At 59.3% G+C, this 13,566-nt stretch carries 14 protein-coding genes and 1 pseudogene; 8 read left to right on the plus strand and 7 right to left on the minus strand.

Translation table 11 applies throughout. From position 1 onward, the window contains the following. Positions 1–114, plus strand: a pseudogene (locus NDI79_RS21335) (IS630 family transposase); the annotation flags it as partial. A 6-nt stretch (positions 115–120) separates the two neighbouring features. On the opposite strand, the gene NDI79_RS21340 reads toward NDI79_RS21335, so the two are convergent. Beyond that, positions 121–2,349 (minus strand): heavy metal translocating P-type ATPase, encoded by a 2,229-nt coding sequence (locus NDI79_RS21340; protein ID WP_310930709.1) that lies wholly within the window; start codon positions 2,347–2,349, stop codon positions 121–123. A gap of 131 nt (positions 2,350–2,480) precedes the next feature. Here NDI79_RS21340 and NDI79_RS21345 point away from each other — a divergent pair, with 131 nt between their 5' ends. Beyond that, a complete protein-coding gene (locus NDI79_RS21345) occupies positions 2,481–3,035 on the plus strand; it encodes an ArsR/SmtB family transcription factor (RefSeq protein ID WP_310930710.1) in 555 nt (184 codons plus the stop codon). A 3-nt stretch (positions 3,036–3,038) separates the two neighbouring features. Here NDI79_RS21345 and merA read toward each other — a convergent pair whose 3' ends face one another. Continuing rightward, positions 3,039–4,493, minus strand: a complete 1,455-nt coding sequence (gene merA / locus NDI79_RS21350; protein ID WP_310930711.1) for a mercury(II) reductase — start codon at positions 4,491–4,493, stop codon at positions 3,039–3,041. A gap of 78 nt (positions 4,494–4,571) precedes the next feature. On the opposite strand from merA, the gene NDI79_RS21355 reads away from it, so the two are divergent. Beyond that, positions 4,572–4,916, plus strand: coding sequence for a winged helix-turn-helix transcriptional regulator (locus NDI79_RS21355; protein WP_425499647.1), 345 nt, complete (start codon positions 4,572–4,574; stop codon positions 4,914–4,916). 18 nt (positions 4,917–4,934) lie between these two features. Here the strand turns inward: NDI79_RS21355 and NDI79_RS21360 are convergent, their stop codons facing one another. After that, the gene (locus tag NDI79_RS21360) at positions 4,935–6,095 is read right to left on the minus strand and encodes a hypothetical protein (RefSeq protein WP_425499648.1); all 1,161 of its coding nucleotides are present in this window, start codon (positions 6,093–6,095) and stop codon (positions 4,935–4,937) included. A 403-nt stretch (positions 6,096–6,498) separates the two neighbouring features. On the opposite strand from NDI79_RS21360, the gene NDI79_RS21365 reads away from it, so the two are divergent. Beyond that, the gene (locus tag NDI79_RS21365) at positions 6,499–7,848 is read left to right on the plus strand and encodes an APC family permease (protein WP_310930712.1); all 1,350 of its coding nucleotides are present in this window, start codon (positions 6,499–6,501) and stop codon (positions 7,846–7,848) included. Between the two features lie 477 nt (positions 7,849–8,325). Here the strand turns inward: NDI79_RS21365 and NDI79_RS21370 are convergent, their stop codons facing one another. Beyond that, entirely contained in the window at positions 8,326–9,534 is a 1,209-nt protein-coding gene (locus NDI79_RS21370; protein WP_310930713.1) for an inorganic phosphate transporter, read from the minus strand. Positions 9,535–9,840: 306 nt separating this feature from the next. On the opposite strand from NDI79_RS21370, the gene NDI79_RS21375 reads away from it, so the two are divergent. Both NDI79_RS21375 and NDI79_RS21380 read left to right on the plus strand, forming a co-directional pair. Next, entirely contained in the window at positions 9,841–10,278 is a 438-nt protein-coding gene (locus NDI79_RS21375; RefSeq protein ID WP_310930714.1) for a hypothetical protein, read from the plus strand. 92 nt (positions 10,279–10,370) lie between these two features. Next, positions 10,371–11,270: a DUF106 domain-containing protein gene (locus NDI79_RS21380; RefSeq protein ID WP_425499652.1), complete on the plus strand. Its 900-nt coding sequence runs from the start codon at positions 10,371–10,373 to the stop codon at positions 11,268–11,270. Positions 11,271–11,488: 218 nt separating this feature from the next. Here the strand turns inward: NDI79_RS21380 and NDI79_RS21385 are convergent, their stop codons facing one another. Then, entirely contained in the window at positions 11,489–11,746 is a 258-nt protein-coding gene (locus tag NDI79_RS21385; RefSeq protein ID WP_425499649.1) for a DUF8151 family protein, read from the minus strand. An 82-nt stretch (positions 11,747–11,828) separates the two neighbouring features. On the opposite strand from NDI79_RS21385, the gene NDI79_RS21390 reads away from it, so the two are divergent. Continuing rightward, positions 11,829–12,059: a DUF7860 family protein gene (locus NDI79_RS21390; RefSeq protein ID WP_310930716.1), complete on the plus strand. Its 231-nt coding sequence runs from the start codon at positions 11,829–11,831 to the stop codon at positions 12,057–12,059. A 55-nt stretch (positions 12,060–12,114) separates the two neighbouring features. On the opposite strand, the gene NDI79_RS21395 is transcribed toward NDI79_RS21390, so the two are convergent. Next, positions 12,115–12,882: an Lrp/AsnC family transcriptional regulator gene (locus tag NDI79_RS21395; RefSeq protein WP_310930717.1), complete on the minus strand. Its 768-nt coding sequence runs from the start codon at positions 12,880–12,882 to the stop codon at positions 12,115–12,117. Positions 12,883–13,042: 160 nt separating this feature from the next. Here NDI79_RS21395 and NDI79_RS21400 point away from each other — a divergent pair, with 160 nt between their 5' ends. Beyond that, positions 13,043–13,279 carry an HVO_0649 family zinc finger protein gene (locus NDI79_RS21400; protein WP_310930718.1) on the plus strand — a complete coding sequence of 79 codons (237 nt, stop codon included), beginning with the start codon at positions 13,043–13,045 and terminating at the stop codon, positions 13,277–13,279. Positions 13,280–13,322: 43 nt separating this feature from the next. Here the strand turns inward: NDI79_RS21400 and NDI79_RS21405 are convergent, their stop codons facing one another. After that, the gene (locus NDI79_RS21405; RefSeq protein ID WP_310930719.1) at positions 13,323–13,562 is read right to left on the minus strand and encodes a hypothetical protein; all 240 of its coding nucleotides are present in this window, start codon (positions 13,560–13,562) and stop codon (positions 13,323–13,325) included. Positions 13,563–13,566 lie beyond the last annotated feature (4 nt).

Consider the following 13,566-nt stretch of genomic DNA (forward strand, 5'->3'; position numbering starts at 1 on the left):
CAGCTGCAAAAGGCACTGAGCAACCGATTCTTTGACTCACTCGACGAGCTAACAACAGCGATCGACACCGCTCTCGACAAACTCTCCGTCCCTAAAGTGAGCAATTACTTCTAGTGTCTACTATAGGGCGAACTCGGTGTTGACACCCTCACCGGAGAGGAGTTGACCAGCGAAGCTGTTGGCGAGGACGGCCGAGACGGACAACACCATCGCAAGCATCGCGAACACCGGGTGAACGAGCCCCGTGGTCGCCGCGGCGACGCCGACGCCGTTGAACGCGAAGGCTGTCACGAGATTCTGGCGAGTCTTCCGGTAGCTCTCCGTGCCAATCTCGTACGCGTCCATCACGCCGCCGAGCCGGTTGCCCATCAGAACGATATCCGCTGACTCGATGGCGATGTCGGTCCCTGCGCCGATGGCGATGCCGATGTCCGCCTGAGTGAGTGCAGGGGCGTCGTTGATGCCGTCGCCGACCATCGCCACGCGGTGGCCGGCTTCCTGCAGGCGACCGATCTCCTCGCGTTTCTCGTCGGGCAGCACGTCGGCCATGACGCGGTCGATGCCGACCTCCTCGGCGACCGCGTTCGCGGTGCGCTCGTTGTCGCCAGTGATTATCACGGGCGTGATGCCGGCGTCTCGCATCCGCCGGATGGTCTCGGCGGCGTCGGCTTTGATTTCGTCGCCGATGCCGATCAGGCCGATCAGGTCACCATCACGGACGACCCCGGAGACGGTGAGCCCGCGGCCCTGGAGTCGCTCGATGTCGTCGCCCGCCTTCGACAGGTCGATCCCCTCGTCGCTAAGCCATCCCGGTTTCCCGACCAGCACGTCGTCGCTGGCAACGGTTGCCCGGACGCCCTTGCCGGTCACGGAGTCGAAATCATCGGGGTCAGCGTACTCGACATCTTGCTCGTCGGCGAACTCGAGGATCGCATCAGCGAGAGGATGCTCGGAGAACGCCTCTGCACTGGCCCCAGTCGTGAGTACGTCCACCTCGTCGGTGTCGAACGCGACGACCTCACTGATGGCGGGTTCGCCGACGGTGATGGTGCCGGTCTTGTCCAGCACGATGTGGTCGACGTCGGGGAAGATCTGGAAGGCGTCACCGGAGCGCATCAGGATGCCGCGGTTCGCGGCCTTCCCGCCGCCCCGGATTAGGGCCAGTGGTGTCGCCATCCCGAGCGCACACGGATAGCCGAGGACGAGAATGGCCAGCGCTGCGAACGCTCCGCGCTGGACGTTCGGACCACCGCCCCACGCGAGCGGTGCGACCACCCAGAAGAGGAACGAGAGCGCGGCAATCGTCAGGACGCCCGGAACGAAGTACTTGAGGACGCGGTCGGCAAGCTGGATGATGCCGGGCTTCATCGCCCGCGCTTCCTCGATCTCGCGGGCCACCTGATTGAGGAACGCGTCCTCTCCGGTTGCAGTCACCTCGATGAGCAGCGTGCCGGTCTCGTTGACGCTGCCGCCAATAACCTCGTCACCGGCGGCCTTCTCTTCAGGGATAGACTCGCCGGTGGCGACCGACTCGTCGACCGTTGATTCACCCTCGACGACTGTCCCATCGACGGGTATACTCTCGCCGGGCTTGACGCGGACGCGATCGCCGACGTCGAGGTCGTCGAGGGGCACCTCCTCGACGCTACCATCCTCACCGACGCGACGGGCCGTATCGGGTTGGAGATCGAGAAGGCTCTGGACGGCCTGTGAGGCCCGCGTGCGAACGATGAGGCTGGTGTATTCCGAGAGGATGTGGTACGTAGTGATGAACACGGAGACGGCGAAAAAGTGGACGGTCGGGAAGCTCGGGAAGACAAACAGGCCGAGTAACCCACCGAGGAGCCCGGCGAAGGCGCCCGCCTCCAGAAGGACGTGCTGGTTGAAGATTCTCCGGCGAAGGCTCTGGAACGCCTTCTGTTTGATGTAGCGCCCGGGACCGAACATCGTCCCGAGCGCTAGCCCCAGCGTCACTAGGTCCATCGCGAGCGATGCCGACTCGAAGCGTCCCATTACGAGAATCATCCACCCCATCAGAGCAGCGACAACGATAGATGCGCCGCCGGCGATGAGGAGACGGCGCTTCCCGTCGGCGAGTTCGGCCTGCTGCTGCTCGTATCGTTTTGCCTTGTCCGGATCTCGGATGGTGTAGCCGAGGTCCCGGAGCGTGTCCTTCACCTCGACCTCACTCAGCAGGTCGTCGTCGTATTCGACGAGAACTTCCTCGTGGGCGAGACTCACGTCGACGTCCTCGACGCCGTCTGTCCGGCTGTAGGCCTTCTTGATGCTCTCGGCGCAGAACGAGCAGGACATCCCCCCGACGTTGAATTGGCCGTGTGTCGTTCCCATCGTACCTGTTGGTTATCGTGGGACGCGGATAACCATTACGACAAACGTTATAGCGGTTTCGAGATGCTAATACTGCTGTCGGGTGCATGGCGTTACTCTTACTGTTGTCGTCCGCTTATGTCGTAACAAGAATGGCGCTCCTCGAATCTGATGTGCCGATCCGCGAAGTCGTGACGACAGACCCGGAAAAAGCGAAAGCGCTGGAGAACGACGTCCGGGCGAAGATCCTCGATATGCTCGCGACCGATGAAATGACGATCGAGGAGATTCACGACGAACTGCATCGTCGCGGCGAGCAGAAGGCGGAAACAACGGTCCGCCACCACGTGAACGTCCTGAAGGACGCGGGGATGGTTGAAATCGCCCGTCTCGAGGAAGCTGGTGGGGGGACGCGGAAGTACTACAAGTCGAACACGCGAGTCTTCTCCTACGATCTTCCAGAGAAAGCCGACGAAACCCTCGCAGAGGCGCAGTCTACCGCGTCCGAAGAATTGACCGGCCTCATCGAGACGTTGTATGCGGACCACGGTACCGAGATTGAGGCGGTTGCCCGCGAGATGAAGCCCTGCGAGTACTGCGACACCCAGCACTACGAGGAGTTCATAGTTCGCGAACTCCTGAACCGTGCCCTCATCGATTTAGGCGAGAGCGGCACACTTGACGATGTGTTCTCGACTGAGAACTGACACTCACTCGATACAGCAGCTCATTTTGGACGTATCCCGACGGAACGCCTGACAGGCCTGTTTGAACCCCTCGGAGAACGTCGGGAATGGGTGGACAGTATCGATGATATCGTCAACAGTCAGTCCGAACCTCACAGCCAGCGTGGCTTCCATGATCATGTCGGCGGCACGCGGCCCGACCATGTGGACACCGACGATCTCGTCGGTCTCGTGGTGTTTGACGACCTGGACGAGGCCATCGTTGTTCCTGACTGCCTTCGCCCTCGGGACGTCCGCCATCTGGACAGTCCGGCACGAACAGGTGCCGTGCTCGTCCATATACTCGAGTTCGGTCGTCCCAACGACTGCTACCTCGGGACTGGTGAACACGACTGCGGGGACTGCATCGTAGTCGATGCTGACGCCCTCGTTGCCGAAGGCGTTCTTGACGGCGTGATTGCCCTCCTTGGCGGCGACCGTCTCCAGTTCGGGTTCGCCGATCACGTCCCCCGCCGCGTAGATGTCGGGATTGGTCGTCTGGAGATGCTCGTCGACGCGAATCGCGCCATCGGATTCGGTCTCGACGCCGACTGCTTCCAAGCCGATGTTCTCGCTGTTGGGCTGGACGCCGGTCGCGACGAATAACGCCTCTGCGGTGAATGCTCGCTCCTCGCCCTCGATGACAGTCTCCACAGCGACGCCCTTCTGACCAGGGTCAGCACCACTGTCGATAGCCACATCCTGAACCTGCTGGAAGTCGTTACTGGTCACGACGTCGATTCCCTCCTCGTTGAAGGCTCGTTGCATCTCCCGGCCGAGCTGACCTTCCATATCTGAGAGCACGTGACCGGAGCGCTGGAGAACCGTCACGTCGACGCCGACGCGGTGGAGGATCTGTCCCCACTCCAGCGCGATGTATCCGCCACCAAGCATCACGATGCTCTCGGGGAGGTCGCGCTCCTCGAGGATTGTTTCGCTCGTGTAGTAGTCAATGTCGTCGAGGCCGTCGATGGGTGGCGCCCACGGTGAACTTCCAGTCGCGACGAGCGCCTTCTTCCCAGTGATGCGTGCGCCCTCGTCGTCGCCGTCGACGACCTCAATAGTCGTGTCGTCGACCAGCTGGCCGTAGCCCTCGTAGATGTCGGTCTCGAAGTGTTCTGCGACGTCGACGTAGTTCTCCTGCCGGAACCGTTCGACGAGTTCGTCGGTGCCGTCGAGTGCGTCGGCCCAGTCGACAGTCGGTTCCTCAGGGTATCGAACGGCATCGAAGGGATTCTCCGACGCTGCAGCGCCGCTCTCGGCGACGGCGAGCAGATGCTTACTCGGGACACAGCCGACGTTCACGCATGTCCCGCCGATTGGCAGGCCGGTGTTCACCATCGCTGTCGAGAGGTCCCGCCGGCTTGCTTCAGTGATCGCGGCGAACGCTGCGGCGCCACCGCCGAGAATCACGAGATCATAGTCGGAGGTGTGAGTCATCTATACTGATACTTTACGACGGGAAGTTCTTATACTCCAGAGTCCGAAGCTATGGAGTAGGTTGGAGGCCACGAAGCTATGGCAGATACTACTTCATCGGCGCCCACGTGTGATGTTGGGGGGACGTGCTACTGCCCGCTCACAGGAGTTATCGACACGTTGAGCCGGAAATACGCGATGCAACTCGTTAGCATCATCGGCGCACACGATTCACTGCGGTTCGCGGAGATCGAAGACCACCTCCCGACAGCGAGCACGTCGACAATCTCGAAACGCCTCGACGAGTTCGAGGAGGCAGGGCTCGTCTCACGGACGCAGTACAACGAAATCCCGCCACGTGTCGAGTATGCGCTGACGGACGACGGCGACGAGGTTCGAACACGCCTGGAACCGCTACTCGAGTGGGCCACGGAAAACAGCTGAGATACGGCAGTTCGAGGTTCAGCCCATTGCCTCTTGGAATCGCTCACGCAACGCGTCCTCGCGTTCTTCGAACTGCTCGACTTTCTCCTGCAGGTCGTCGCTGACGCGTTCGATGCTCGCCAGCGCTCGTTCGCCGGCCAGTGAGGCCTGTGACCCGTCGTCGCCGTCCGCCTCTAACTGCTGCTCGTACGCCTGCTCGACGCGCTCGATGGTGCCTTCCGGGTTGAACAGGATGTCGTTGGCGATGCGGACGTACTGATCTAGGGATGCCCCCTCTTTCCCCTGGAAGAAGTGAGTGAGGGCGTACGTCGCACCGGAATGCAGCGTCCACATGTCGATCTCGAAGGGGGACGCCGCATTGGCTTCTGCATCGCCGGCGGCACGCTCGGCCAGGTAGTCCGGGAACCCCAGCAGGGTGTAGAACTCCGTGACGGTGAACGGAAGTTCGGAGAAGTCGAGTTCGATGTCCTGGGCGTCCCGGATGAACTCGAAGAGGTCATCGGCGACGAGTTCGACCTGTGCGAGGAGTTCCTCCCACCAGGTGCGGAAGTTCCGGACGTCGCCAACGTGCTTGATAACCTCCTTGTCGGTGAGCGAGCGCATCGTGTTCGAGCAGTAGCCGTCTTGGGCAAACCCTTCCACGTAGACGGCGTGCTCGCCGAAGAAGTCGTAGCCCGACGTGACGCCCATCGAAATCGGGTCCGACCGACCGGGAAGGCGAACCTCGAGGCCGTCGAACATGATGTCCATATGGACTTCGCCGCCGCCCCGGTAGCGCCGAATCTCGCCGAACATCACCTCGCCCAACGGCGTCCCGTCGATGGTCTCCTCGCGGAGGACCTCCTCCAGCGGCCCGTAGACATCGACCGGGTTGATGATCGCGTAGCTGTCAGTGGGAACGTGGAACAGCGGATCCGTCTCGGCGTCGCCATCTCGGGTCTGCTCCCGAGCGCGACTCGGCTCGACGAGCGCGTTGAACCGCTCTGTCTCGACCCACTCGTCGGTGTAGGGATTCTGGTACGCCACGGTCGTCTCGACGGCCTTCGGAAGATCGCGAATCGCCTCGGCGAAGGTCACGGAGTTTTCGCCCCCGTGCCCCTGTCGGTACCACTCGGGCAGTTCGGTGTCGGTACGTCCATCGACGCCAGCGAAGATGGTTCTCGACTCTGGGTCTTTCATTTCGGTCACCTCAACACAGGAACGCTCATCGACGGCCGCCTGCATCGTCTCGCGCCCTGCGCCCCTCTGCCGGGCGCAACAACACCACGTTAACCAACACTGACCCAGGAAACGACTGGTTGTTGGTTAATCGAACCACCGGCGGGAAACTGCCGCACTGTCGTTACTCGGTGGTGGAGCAGCGTAGCCATCTTGTGATGTCCTCAGAACGCGACGTGTACTGACTAGTAGCGGAAAATCATCGATTTTCGGCGTGCTAATTGGACTCATACATCAAATTGATAGATGGTATGTTTATGCTGAAAGGCGATACCTTTCGTTGTGGACTAGCGTGCCAGCGAAGGATTGACCCGTCGGAAGCAACTATATTTTCGAGGAATCAATTAGACGGAGATGAATCACTATGAGTGATACCCTCGGACTAAAGGAGGGCGTCTCGATGGCACTCGGCGGTATGATCGGGGGCGGCATCTACGCCGTCCTCGGTGTGGTGGCGGGGATAACGATGTCTGCCATCTGGGTTGCATTTCTGGTCGCCGGTGTCGTCGCCATGTGTGCGGGCTACTCGTACAATAAACTCAACAGCCTCACAGACAACCAGGGCGGCTCTGTGACGTTCGTCCAGTGTTATCTCGGTAACTCCACCGTGGCCGGGATCGTCGGCTGGACGCTTCTGTTCGGCTACATCGGCTCCATGGCGATGTACGCGTTCGCCTTCGGCGAGTTCACGGCCGCGTTCGACATCGTCCCGACGAGCGTAGCCGGCGTCCCGATCCGACCGCTCGTCTCTGTCGTGGCAGTTACCGGCTTCGTCGGTTTGAACCTGCTCGGGGCACAGACTACTGGCGCCGCGGAGAACATCCTCGTCGCGCTGAAGGTCGGCATCCTCGTCGTGTTCGGTCTCCTCGGATTGGTGTATGCATTCGGCTTCAGCGGAGCGCCGTTCGCGTACGGTGTCAGCCAGATCGGCGGCTTCGGACCCATAATGGCGGCTGCCATCTCGTTCGTCGCCTTCCAGGGGTGGCAACTCCTGTACTACGATCAGGAAAGCGTCGAGAATCCCGTCGAGACCATCCGAAAAGCGGTCTACATCTCGATCCCAGTCGCCGTTGCGATCTACATCCTCGTGGGAATGGTGACGGTGAACCTCGTTCCGCAGGCGTTAGAGTCCCATCCACACGTCGCGCTGAAGGACGCCGCGTCGATGATGATGGAACCGTACGGACTGGCGCGCGTCGGGGCGGTCCTCCTCGCGCTGTCGGCGCTGTTCTCGACGGGGAGTGCGATCAACGCCACTCTCTTCTCGTCGGCACACTTCGCAAAGGGGATGCTCAGCGACGATCTGCTGCCGGATCAGATCGGGAACTCAAGCGCTGACGGCATCCCGGAACGGACGGTGCTTGTCCTTGGGGCTATCACCGCGGCGTTCACGTGGTACGGGAGTCTTGGGGCCATCACGTCGTTTGCTTCGCTGTCGTTCATCCTCATCTTCGGTTCGATGAGCTATCTCGCGTTCCGACAGCGCGATCATGACGAGGTGAATGCAGTTATCCCCGCTGTCGGCACTGCCGGCGCGCTAGCGTTCTTCCCGTTGATGCTGTACAATCTCTATACTCGCGAGCCGAACACGTTCTATATGGTGCTCGGCATCGCCGCTGTCGTGCTCGCAGTCGAGCTCCTCTATTTCGAGCGTGACCTACTCGAGGAGGAAATCACCGAGTTCGATGTTGGAACTGCCGCTGATGGTGACTGATTTGGACCTCCAGTATCTCTCCACAGTATTCGTAGAAACGGAAAACCCAGTTGTCGGTCAGTGACTTAACGACATTACTATTCTGCATAAGACGATACGAGGTCACCCAACACCGGACTTACGTCGTTTGAGACACAGACACTAGGTATGGTTCTTGACTCTGGAGTCAAGACCCCCGGTTCGCTGCACACCAGTCTCACTACCGCAATCGAACGGGCACTCTCATTGGAGGCTTGGGTATCTAGTTCCCGCGAACACGTCGCCTCAGAGTCGTTCATTTGTCGCCACACGCAGTTTGACTCGGTGGATGAATTCTGCGGGGCCAGTCCGTCCTGCGAGGATACTATTGGGGGCGTCGAACGACTCTCAACGGACGAACGTAACGCGTTCATCGCGCGGACAACTGATTTCGAGACGTGGGCAGCAATGAAGGACAGTGCAGCTCTCGAAGACTTGGTCACGCTTCAGAACGTCTAATTACCCCAGCCCCGGGAGTGCAGCGAGCACGTGGTAGAGCGCAAAGCTGATCGCGCCCCCACCGACCATTGAGGCAATCCATGCGGCGACCGTATACCCCGTCTTCGTAGCGGAGACTCCGTCCGAGTTCGACGACCCGCCGACCAGTCCGGCCCCGACGATACTGGAGATCATCACCTTGTTGAACGAGATGGGATACCCGAGCGCGATTGCGGCTTGCGCGACGAGAAATGCGGGAATGAACGCAGCAATTGATCGCTTCGGCCCGAGCGACGCGTACTCCCGAGCCACAGCCTGAATGAGGCGTGGTGACCGGAACCAGCCACCGAGGAGAATGCCGAGTCCTCCGAGCCCGAGCAGGTACAGTGAGGGCAGGCCGAGCGACGATTCGAACACGGATTCCAGCGGTCCGGTGGCGAGGCCAACCTGCGACCCGCCGCTTGTGAACACGACGACGAGGGCAAGTGCGACCAGCATCCGGTTGATTCCGGTCGTGACGTCACGCCGGAGTTGCCAATAGACGACCGCGAGCGTTAGTAGACTGATTGCACTCCCAACTAATACGATTCCAGCCTCACCGATGCCCGTCGATGTGAGGTTGAATTGACGGGTGAGGACGCCCGCGATCGACCCTTGCTTGCTCTGCGGGGCCGGGAGAAACGATAGCTGGATGTTGGCGAGTGTGTAGCCGACGCCGCCGGCAAGGAGTGGAATACTAAGCGTATCGGAGATGGTATCGTCCAGTAACAGCCACGCGAGACCGTACGCGAGGACGCCCTCGACGACCGGAATCGCGAACCAGAACCCCAAAATCTTGGCGTACGTCACGACCGCAAAACCGCCACCGAGAGCGACACCCGCGCCGATCGCTGCACCAGTCACCGTGAACGCAGAGGGGATGGGGTAGCCGCGGGAGTTGCCGATGGTGATGAGCGTGGCTGCCGTGAGAAGCGTCGCAGTGGCGGCCAGCGGGGTAATCGTCACGCCGGTCACCAGCCCGTGGCCGATCGTCTCCGAGATGCTGCCACCCTGTGCGACAGCTCCGAGGGCGGCAACGACCCCGACCACCAGCGCTCCGCGCAAGGTGGATAGCGCGTTCGCCCCGACGGCTGGCGCGATCGGGGCGGAGTTACTGTTTGCTCCGACCGTGAATGACATGAACAGCGATGCAACGAGCGCGACAGCGACGATCCCAATAAGTGAAGACATAGATGTCTGGGTGTAGGCGGTATTGCGACTCGGCGATAGGGTTTCGATACCTCACTTCCGAACAAACGCGTATCACTCTGTTGGTAGCGTTCGTTTCTGTAACTTGGATTATCAGCGGCGAATCAACCTGACCCTCATCGTCCTCCCACCTACGCTCGATAACTCACTCAATTCTGTCATTTCACGATACGTTACTGTTTCAGGGTGGTCGACTGCTCAGCGCTTGCGTTCGGTGAACTGCATCCCTTCGAATCAGTTCAGTCAATCGGGAGTCACTTCATTTAGCCGAGCGTATCTCACGGTGTTATGAATCGAGATTTCGTCCGAAATCTCATTGTCGAGGAGTCGTTCGCGTACGGGTTTACGATTGCGTTCTGGGGATCGGGCCTGCTCCTCATCAACGAGTTTGGCTTGCTCCACACGCTCGGCATCGTCGAGTATGCGAGCGGTGCAATCACCGGTTTCGGGGTTCTCGCAGTAGCCACGTTCGGTGGCGCCGTGGATACTGTCGATATGGATGAATCGCCATCGTATTTCATTCTCGCTGGCATCCACTACCTCTCGGGGCTTGTTCCAATCGCCGTTACACATGGACTCATCGCACTTGCGTTCGGCAAGGCAGTGACGCTCTTTTTGACAGGTATGACGGTTTCGATCTGTTACAACGTTTTCGCTACGTTCGAAGAAGTCCTCTCGGAAATGGCGTGGCGGGCTGAACAAACGGTCTTAGATGAATGGAAATGACCGTACGACTCGGTGGGCCTATTCGTTCAGTATTGGGCCTGCTGGGAAACGAAATAGTTGATAAAAACCTAGTTCAAACAGTCGGTATCGGCATGCCAGTCGAACAGTTAGAGTTGTTCCTTGATAACCCGGCGATGCATGAGGCCTTATCGGTGGTATTCGAACGGAGTGATGGGGGAAGTGAGGAACTGCAGTGGGACGACGTCAGGGATGCGTTGTCAACCAATCAATGGGGTCGACTGATCGAAAGCGGAGTGCTTGTGAGTGGAGGCACTGGATTTACGCTTGCGAACCCCGAGCGTGTCCGACAGACGCTGGAAGAGCAGGGAGACGTCTCTACCGAGACAACGGGCGGAAATGAGATCGAGTCCGAGTCCTGGGCCTGGTATGACAAGGCAGCTGGAATAACTGCCCTCGCGTTGTTTGCTGGGTACTGGAATCAAGGCATCCGTGATGTAATCGCGTCTTTCGACAATATCCTTCTTGCGCCAATCACCGACGCACTTCCATTTTATGCGGTCATCATCGTCCTTGCAGTCGTCACCGGGCTGTATTCGACCGTCCTGCAGGCACGACTCATGGATCACGAGAAAATGCAGGCGTATCAGGACCGGATGACCGAACTGAAAGAGCGAAAAGAGGCGGCCAAAGAACGCGGTGACGACGAAGCGCTGGACCGGATACAGGAGGAACAGATGGAGGCAGCCGGCGATCAGCTTGGGATGTTCAAACTGCAGTTCCGGCCGATGGTCTGGATCATGTTGTTGACGATCCCCGTCTTCCTCTGGCTTCGCTGGAAGGTTCGTGGCGGCCACCTCGGTGTCGGCGAGACCGGGCTGATCGTTCCCCTTGCCGGCGCCGTCTCGTGGCAGGAACCACTTCTCGGACCGATGTCGACGTGGATCGTCTGGTATTTCGTCTGTTCGATGGCGTCACGGCAGATCATTCAGAAGACGTTCAATATCCAGACCTCTTCCACCTCGTCCTCGTAACACCGTCCAACAGATTGGTCTAGCGTTGAGTAGCCCCGAATTGGATCTCTCTGTGCTTTACTCATTCGAGAGATCTGTTCAGATTTACCAGTTCGCGGGAGAGACGCTTGTGTTCTAGAGCTATTGTCCCCAGAACTATTGCCGTGTCGTGATACCAACGTGCCTCGATTCAATCGGCCGTCGAGTTTCCTCGCCCGAACTCCCGTTCGATGAAAGAATCACTCAGCCGAGTCAGCGAATTCGCGCTTGACCTTCGCGAAGCTGTTCGCGGCTTTGTCCGTCGCCATAAGATATGCGAAGGCGAGAACGACACACCCAATCACAGCGGCCCAAACCGCGATTACGGTCCTGCCAGTCTGTGCTGACGTGAGTGCGAACTGTTCGATGTACAGTCCCGCCACGGACAGACCTGCTGAGCCGAGGCCGAACACGATAAGTTCGAGTAGTTCTGGGAGGACCTCTAGCACTGAGCTCATGATTGATTTTGAATCCGGAATCAGTGGGCTTCACTTTTTCCAAACAGAAATCTACTTGTCGCTGAGCAAGTGACCTACGGATATGCATGGACGATACGGTAATCTCGACTACTCACGCCTCACGAAGCTGAGCTTCTTATTTGGTGTCGGGATGTTCGTTGTAGGTGAACTCGGCGAGTTCGGGATTGAAAAAGCCGGGATGTCTGTCCCGGCTTGGGAACACAGTCTGTTGATGACGATGGCGGCAATCGGCGTCCTCGTCGCGCTTCTCTCGCCGTTTGTGTTCGGTATCGTCCTCCCCCTGACGGAGTAGACAGCCCGACGTGATCACCAGGCTGCTCCCGTCCAACGTTCCCTCTGACAGCGAGTTACACCTGCTCGTTTGCGGGTCGTGGCTCGCTGTCGAAGGCATTGACGAGTTGCTCCGGGAGCGTTTCCGGCGAGAACACCGAGACGAGATCTCCCGGCGTGATCTGGGTATCACCATTCGGTGTTATGTGGGTGCCATCTCGCTCGATCCCCACGACAAGAATCTCATCCGGTAGCAGACCCTCCTGATTGGCAGCTTTGAGCGTCAGTCCGGCGATGTCTGCAGTCTCCGAGACGGTGAACTCCACGACTTCTCCACCACCCACGACGGTCTGGAAGTCTGTCACTGCCGACGGCGCCCGATCCTCTTCGGGAGCGAACTCGTGGTACGGTTGGAACGTTTCATCGAGGACGATGTCCTCCCGTTCGATCGTCACCCCCGCTGCCGAGAGTTGCTGGGCGATGCGGTTGATGTCGGTCGTGTCCTCACCGACGGCGGTGATTACGAGGTTTTCCTGTCCGGCGAGGAGTTCCCGGACGTGAATCACCCCCGGGGTCGACAGCGCCTCGTTAGCGAGCGCTGAGCGCTTGCTGACGGGAGCCGTACAGGTGAACTGTGTCGTGACCTTGCCGTTGGAGTTCTCGTAATCGATGTCGGCATGATAGCCCCGAATGATTCCGTGTTCTTCCAACCGATTGATCCGGTTGCGTACCGTCGCCGGGGTGACATCCACCTCTTCGGCGATCATCGGAGCGGACGTGTCTCTCGCATTCATTCCGAGGTAGTAGAGGATCCGCCGATCAATCTCGTCGGGGCGGTAGGTCATGGTTCTAGCTACTGGCTATCCGGGCAAAGACGTTGTGCCCTCCACGCGACACCGATGGTTGTCGAGAGCGATTGCGAACACACTCTCTAATCATATTCAGAATACTGATTCAATAATATAAGCCACCACTTTTTTGCGCTACGAAAATAGACTGGGTGGTATGACATCGAATGGTAGCCGCTCCCCGTTCGAACGGCTCAAAGAGCATTACGACCACGAGGAGTTAGTCTGCCGAGAGTGTGGATTCGAAGACGAAGGCGGCGAGTGGGATGCTGAGGCCGACGGCGCCGACATCGTGTACACTCACACCTGCCCTAGATGCGGTGCGGAACGGGAACACACGTTAGGGCTTTCGGACCGCGAAACTGCACAGGAGCACGTGCAAGACCAACGGTGAAACCCCGTCAGTTTCGTTTGAGCGGGACCCTCTTTTTCAACGATCAGCTCTCCTCGTGTGACTCTCCCAGATAGCTCCAGTGGGTTTCTTCGGATCCGTCAGGCCGTGCTTCAAGCGTAACCAGATACGTCTCAACGATTCCCTCCTGTTCGAGTTCGGCAACGATTCTGCCGGCCTCGGCGTCCCGGAATTCGAACGCTGTAACGTCCTCTCGTTGTTCGAGGTCCGCTCGAACGAGTTCTTCGAGCTTTTGGCTCCGCTCCGACTCATCTTCGCCCGTCATCGAA

This window comes from Halogeometricum sp. S3BR5-2, from assembly GCF_031624635.1.
Classification (GTDB): Archaea; Halobacteriota; Halobacteria; order Halobacteriales; family Haloferacaceae; genus Halogeometricum; species Halogeometricum luteum.

Excerpts from the sequence above, each read along its gene's own strand:
- NDI79_RS21340 (WP_310930709.1), bottom strand. The coding sequence starts at position 2,349 with ATGGGAACGACACACGGCCAATTCAACGTCGGGGGGATGTCCTGCTCG.
- NDI79_RS21345 (WP_310930710.1), top strand. The coding sequence starts at position 2,481 with ATGGCGCTCCTCGAATCTGATGTGCCGATCCGCGAAGTCGTGACGACA.
- merA (WP_310930711.1), bottom strand. The coding sequence starts at position 4,493 with ATGACTCACACCTCCGACTATGATCTCGTGATTCTCGGCGGTGGCGCC.
- NDI79_RS21355 (WP_425499647.1), top strand. The coding sequence starts at position 4,572 with ATGGCAGATACTACTTCATCGGCGCCCACGTGTGATGTTGGGGGGACG.
- NDI79_RS21360 (WP_425499648.1), bottom strand. The coding sequence starts at position 6,095 with ATGAAAGACCCAGAGTCGAGAACCATCTTCGCTGGCGTCGATGGACGT.
- NDI79_RS21365 (WP_310930712.1), top strand. The coding sequence starts at position 6,499 with ATGAGTGATACCCTCGGACTAAAGGAGGGCGTCTCGATGGCACTCGGC.
- NDI79_RS21370 (WP_310930713.1), bottom strand. The coding sequence starts at position 9,534 with ATGTCTTCACTTATTGGGATCGTCGCTGTCGCGCTCGTTGCATCGCTG.
- NDI79_RS21375 (WP_310930714.1), top strand. The coding sequence starts at position 9,841 with ATGAATCGAGATTTCGTCCGAAATCTCATTGTCGAGGAGTCGTTCGCG.
- NDI79_RS21380 (WP_425499652.1), top strand. The coding sequence starts at position 10,371 with ATGCCAGTCGAACAGTTAGAGTTGTTCCTTGATAACCCGGCGATGCAT.
- NDI79_RS21385 (WP_425499649.1), bottom strand. The coding sequence starts at position 11,746 with ATGAGCTCAGTGCTAGAGGTCCTCCCAGAACTACTCGAACTTATCGTG.
- NDI79_RS21390 (WP_310930716.1), top strand. The coding sequence starts at position 11,829 with ATGCATGGACGATACGGTAATCTCGACTACTCACGCCTCACGAAGCTG.
- NDI79_RS21395 (WP_310930717.1), bottom strand. The coding sequence starts at position 12,882 with ATGACCTACCGCCCCGACGAGATTGATCGGCGGATCCTCTACTACCTC.
- NDI79_RS21400 (WP_310930718.1), top strand. The coding sequence starts at position 13,043 with ATGACATCGAATGGTAGCCGCTCCCCGTTCGAACGGCTCAAAGAGCAT.
- NDI79_RS21405 (WP_310930719.1), bottom strand. The coding sequence starts at position 13,562 with ATGACGGGCGAAGATGAGTCGGAGCGGAGCCAAAAGCTCGAAGAACTC.